General features: G+C 66.8%; 4 protein-coding genes. All 4 read right to left on the bottom strand.

Annotated features, from left to right (window positions below):
• Positions 1–79 precede the first annotated feature (79 nt).
• Complete coding sequence (locus I6U14_RS03925; RefSeq protein ID WP_296897029.1) at positions 80–1,471, bottom strand: phenylacetate--CoA ligase family protein; 1,392 nt, start codon at positions 1,469–1,471, stop codon at positions 80–82.
• Positions 1,471–2,730: a TIGR04063 family PEP-CTERM/XrtA system glycosyltransferase gene (locus I6U14_RS03920; RefSeq protein ID WP_296897027.1), complete on the bottom strand. Its 1,260-nt coding sequence runs from the start codon at positions 2,728–2,730 to the stop codon at positions 1,471–1,473. The genes I6U14_RS03925 and I6U14_RS03920 overlap by 1 nt, the downstream gene beginning before the upstream one ends.
• 1 nt (position 2,731) lies before the next feature.
• Positions 2,732–4,666, bottom strand: coding sequence for an XrtA/PEP-CTERM system amidotransferase (locus I6U14_RS03915; RefSeq protein ID WP_296897026.1), 1,935 nt, complete (start codon positions 4,664–4,666; stop codon positions 2,732–2,734).
• A 44-nt stretch (positions 4,667–4,710) separates the two neighbouring features.
• Positions 4,711–5,437, bottom strand: a 727-nt coding sequence (locus tag I6U14_RS03910; RefSeq protein ID WP_296897024.1) for an exosortase C-terminal domain/associated protein EpsI, incomplete at its 5' end; no start/stop codon positions are given.

Genomic DNA, 5,437 nt, shown 5'->3' with positions numbered 1-5,437 from the left:
CGACGAAGGGTTTCATGTAGATGAAGGGGATCGATCCGTAGATCGTCACCAGCAGGAAGATGTCGCGTAGTCCCATGACTCAGACGCGCCCCATGTCAGCGCTTAGTGTCGCGGTGGTAGACGCTGGGACATGGCTGACGACGTAGCGGTACTTGCCCGATTGCTCGCGCGGGATCTCCGCCACGTGCTCGATGGTGATCTGCACATCGCGACCGAGTCGGCGGTTGAACTGGGCTTTGATCTCCCCGACCGAGTTCTCCGCCAACGGCTCGCCGGAGGTCACCAGCACGCGAGTGTGGGACAGTGACTCCTGAACGATCTTGAACTGATCGATGGCGGGGATATCCCGCAGGACATAGATCAGCGCGAGGCCGTGCATGATGGTGCCGTCCGCAGCAACGACGAAGTCCGTGGAGCGCCCCTCGATACGCCCAAGCACCGGCAAACCGCGCCCGCAAGGACAGGGGTCCGCATCCAATGCTCCGACATCCCCAGTGCGATAGCGGATGAATGGGAAGTCCGCCGTCGCCAGGTGGGTCACCACGATTTCGCCGCTCTGCCCCATCGGCAGCGGCTGGCCCTCGGCGTCCAGGATCTCGACAACAATGTCCTCGGCGCTGATGTGCAGCCGCCCCTCGGGGCAAGCGTGGGCGATGAAGCCTGCGTCCCGGCCGCCGTAGCCGTTGGCCACGGGACAGCCGAAGACGCGCTCGATGGCCTGGCGCTGATGGTCATAGAGCTGCTCAGAGGTGACAAAGGCTACGCGGATGCCGAGTCCATCGAGCGGTACACTCGCCTGTTCCGCATGGCCTGCGATCAGCGCCAGTGAGGAGGGATAGCCGAAGAGCATGCGCGGGCGAAAGTGGCGGATCTCGGTGATGAACCGGTCCAGGTTCTGCGGCGACAGCTCGAAGGCAGGCAGCAGCCGGGTGCGAAGCAGCTTGTCCCGCAGGCTGCGTAGTCGATCCTGGGCGCCAAGCTCGATGGGGGAGCCCCAGACGACAATCTCCGGGTCGCCGATGTCGACACCCCACCATCGCGTCGCCCGCCACTTGGCAGCCACATCGTGGCTGACACGGTCCTTGCCAATGTAAAACACCAAGGGCTCCCCCGTGGAGCCGCCGGTGTTGAAGCGCACGAGTCGGCTGGCGTCGCGGGCCCTGAGCGCTTCGGTGTGTGCGCGGATGGTCGCTTTGTCCATGAGCGGCAGCCGTCGCAACCCATCCAGGTCTTGCACGTCGCTTGGCGTTAGGCCCAGGCTGTCGAACAGGTGCTGAACATAGGGGACGCGTGCATGGGCCTCCCGCATGAAGCGGGCGAGCCGTTGGCCCTGCAGCCTCAACACATCGGCCCGCGGCAACCACTGCGTTTGCTCGAGCTGCCGCCGGACGGCGACTGTGTGGTGTCCCTTGGCCCACTCATGGAGGGGAAACAGCGCACTACTGGCCAAGCGGGTGTAGAGATCGGCCATCAGCGCACCGGTTCGCTGTCGGTGAGCGCCGCAGGCACCTGCGGCGAAGCCCCCAGCACATGGGCGTAGACGTCACGATAGCGGGCGACGCTGCGCGCCCAAGTCCGCTCCTCTTCCACAAAGCGCCGCCCCGCTGCACGTTGTGCAGCCCAAGCCCCACGCTGCACGAGCATGGTGGACACCATAGCTGCCAGCGCGTCGACGTCGCCCGCGGCGAAAAGCCGACCTGTCACGCCATCGCGAATCAGCTCCCGATGCCCCCCCACGTCCGAGGCCAACACCAGCTTGCCTTGCGCCATTGCCTCCAGGGGCTTGAGCGGGGTCACCAGGTCCGTCAGCCGCATGGAGCGGCGCGGATACAACAGGATATCCACAAGGCTGTAGTAGCGGTGCACGGCATCGTGCGGCACACGCCCGGTGAAGTGCACCCGCGCCCCGAGACCGAGCGTCTCGACCAGCTCCCGCAGCCGAGGCTCCTGCGGACCGCCGCCCACCAACAACAAATGCGGCGCAGGCTGTGCCTCTGAGCGGTTGGCGAGGCGGGCCATGGCGGCGACCGCGAGGTCGAGCCCTTCGTAGGCATAGAAGGAGCCGATAAAACCAAGGACGGGCGCATCGCCGAGGCCGAGCTGCGCCGCCAGGGCGTCATCCCGGGGTACGTCGAGCAGGAAGCGCTCGGCGTCGACGGCATTCGGGATCACCGTGAGTTTGGCGGGGGCAATGCCGCGGGCGGCAATATCCGCCCGCAAGCCCTCGCAGATGCAGGTGACGGCGTCCGCCCTGCGGAACACGCGGGTCTCCATGGCGCGCGCGAGACGATAGCGCAGATCGCCCTCGCGACTGGTACCGTGGTCGACCGCGGCGTCCTCCCAAAAGGCCCGGCACTCGTAGACCACCGGCAGGCCGCGACGGCGGCCCACGCGAAGCGCGGCTAGGCCGTTCAGCGCCGGCGAGTGCGCGTGGAGCAGGTCCGGCCGCTCAGCGGCGACGGCATTATCGAGCCGACGCGCCAAGTCTGCCACGCCGCGCCATTGATTGAGCACGGGCAGTCGGGCTACCGGCCCGGTGGGCGGTGGAGTCCGATGAAAACGCAGGCCTTCGATGGTCTCGACGGGTGAAGCGGTTGCCCCCTGCTTGCCTGAGGTGACCTGCACCGTCTCCCAGCCCAACGCCGCCTGCTGCCGGAGAATGGCGCGGGTGCGAAAGGTGTAACCGCTGTGTAGCGGGATGGAGTGATCGAGGACGTGCAGGATTTTCATGTTAGGCCGCTTCCGCGCGCGCAGGCTCCCCAGCGCCCTCGCGCTTCAGGAAGGCCTCGAACATCAGCAGGCTCCAGAGTGCGGCGCTGTAATCGCGCCGCCCGCTGTCGTGGGTGTCCAGCAGGTGCACGAGGAAGCCACGCTCGAAGAGTCCGGTGTCGGCGAGCTGCGGCCCCAGCAGTGAGGCACGCACCCGCTCGCGCAGCGGGCCACGGAACCAGGCCGCCAGCGGCACCGCAAAGCCCGTCTTCGCGCGGTATAAGAGGTCGGCGGGCAGATGCGCGCGCAGCGCCGACTTGAGTAGGTGCTTGCCGTCGCGGTCTTTGAGCTTGAGATCGGGGGGCAGCCCCGAGATCCACTCTACCAGCTCGTGATCGAGCAGCGGCACCCGCACCTCCAGGGCGTGCGCCATGCTCGCACGGTCGACCTTGGTGAGGATGTCGTCCACCAAGTATGTCTTCATATCCAAGTATTGCACCAGGGACAGCGGATCGTCGGTCGGGCTCCGAGTGGCATGCCGACGCAGGACTTCCACGGCGCTGTACCCCTGCAGGCACTGTTTGAAGGCGGGGCTGTACAGTTGCTCGCGCAGGTTGTCATCGAGCACCGCGATGATATTGAAGTAGCCCGCCACTGCATCTCGAGCCATCGCTTGGAAAGTGGCCTTTGCACGCAGAAAGCGCGGTGCCCGATACAACGGCGGGTACAAGCGTCCAAGGGGCCCAAACAGCCCGCGACGCAGGTTGAGCGGCAACAGGTTGCGCAGGCGCTGCTCGTCCAGGTGCCACTGGTAGCGCCGATAGCCCGCCAGGTTTTCATCGCCGCCATCCCCGGACAGCGCCACAGTGACCTGCTCCCGGGCGAGACCGCAAAGCAAGTAGGTAGGCAGTGCGGAGCTGTCGGCGTAGGGCTCGTCGTAGAGCCTCGACAAGGTGTCAAGCAGATCGAAGCGGTCGGGGTCCAGCTGTCGGGTGCGATGCTCCGTGTGGTAACGGCGCGCCACCTGCTCCGCATACCTGGACTCGTTGAAGGCCGGATCACCGAAGGCGATGGAGCAAGTATTCACCGGACCAGCATTGGTATCGTCCATGATCTGCGCCATCATCGCCACCACGGCGCTCGAGTCCACGCCACCCGACAAGAAAGCCCCCAGCGGGACCTCTGCGATGAGCCGCACGCGCACCGCTTCGTGCAGGCGCGCCAGCAGCTCTTCGCCAACAGCGCCCGCGTCGAGGGGGGTATGTTTAACCGCGAAGGGCACATCCCACCAAGCCTCGGGCTCGGGGCGGGGGCCGCCGCGGCGCACCCTGAGTGTGTTCCCCGCCGGCAGCTTGTGCACACTGGCGAATATCGTCTTTGGCTCAGGCACATAACCGAACGCGAAGTAGTCTTCGACGGCGTCGGGCGCGATGCTGCGCGGCAGCGCCGGATGCTGCTGCAAGGCCTTGAGCTCGGAAGCGAAGATGAGGCTCCCGTCGGCAAGCCAGGCGTAGTGCAGAGGCTTGATACCGAGCCGATCCCGAGCCAAGAACAACGTCTGGCGCGCACGGTCCCAGAGGCCAAAGGCGAACATGCCGCGGAAGCGCTCGACACAGCGCTCGCCCCATTCCTCCCAGGCGTGGACGATGACCTCGGTGTCGCTGTGGGTACGGAAGCGGTGCCCACGCGCGCTGAGCTCCGCAGCCAGGGACTGGAAGTTGTAGATCTCGCCGTTGTAGACGACGACGACGCTCTCGTCCTCATTGAACAGCGGCTGGCGACCGCCCGACAGATCGATTATGGACAGTCGGCGATGCCCAAGGCCGACGCCGGCTTCGAGGTGCAGACCATGTTGATCAGGCCCGCGATGCGCCTGCGCGTCGTTCATCCGACGCAGCAGCTCGCCAGACACGGGCGCCGCGGGGTCGCCCATGAGAATGCCGGTGATCGCACACATGCTGCGCTGGCAAGCCTGATCCGAAGGCGCGGCAAGCCGGCGCCTTAGGGCGTCACCTGCAATGCGCGCGAGACCTCGGCGTCGACGGCCGGCAACATGGTCTCGAGGAAGGCCGTCAGAACGCCGGCCGCCTCCTCCGGTCTTTCGTCATAGGGCGCTGCGACGGCCACGAGTGCGGCTTCGCCGCGATTGCCAGACAGCCGCGACTTGGCCTCAAGCAGCTTGGCGAGGTACGGATTGGCGGTGCGGTGGTCGCCAACGAGATACCAAGTCCAGACCAAAAGCCGCTGCCCTCGGTGGGAAGATAAGTGGTGCTCTTCGAGCGCGAGCTCGCCAGTCGGGAGGGCAATGCGGCGCGGCCGCACCATCGTATCGCTCCAGACCGGGTGCTGCTGCTCGATCATCACGTTAGCGGAGGTCACTAGCTCAGCCCCCTGGCGCTGGGTGCGGTAGACACCCAGGTAGAGGCCGATGGGCACGTCGCTGTCGCCGGCTTCGGCGCGATAGAAGGCGTACACACTGCCATCCGTACCCACCACCCGCGGCCGCCAGTCCCAAGCCTCGGCGCCCGGCTCGGCACCGGGCTCGAGCGTCCAGCCCGCCGCGCGCGGCGGACGCAGGTCCACCGGCGCCACCTCGCCGCCGTGGTCAGTCAGCGCCCAGGCCGCCGCAGGCCAAAACAGCGCTGCCGCCGCCAGCAGTGACAATAGGCGCACTGCGCCCCGGCGGGTGATGGGCTGCGGCGGCGTCGGTGCCGGCATCGGCGTCGCG

The organism is Thiohalocapsa sp., from assembly GCF_019695415.1.
In the GTDB taxonomy this organism is placed as follows: Bacteria; Pseudomonadota; Gammaproteobacteria; order Chromatiales; family Chromatiaceae; genus Thiohalocapsa.
The sequence above is the reverse complement of the archived record's forward strand: the minus strand, read 5'-3'. Positions and strand labels throughout refer to the sequence as shown.

Bases quoted from the DNA above. Each gene is read 5' to 3' on its own strand.
- I6U14_RS03925 (WP_296897029.1), bottom strand. From the start codon at position 1,471: ATGGCCGATCTCTACACCCGCTTGGCCAGTAGTGCGCTGTTTCCCCTC.
- I6U14_RS03920 (WP_296897027.1), bottom strand. From the start codon at position 2,730: ATGAAAATCCTGCACGTCCTCGATCACTCCATCCCGCTACACAGCGGT.
- I6U14_RS03915 (WP_296897026.1), bottom strand. From the start codon at position 4,666: ATGTGTGCGATCACCGGCATTCTCATGGGCGACCCCGCGGCGCCCGTG.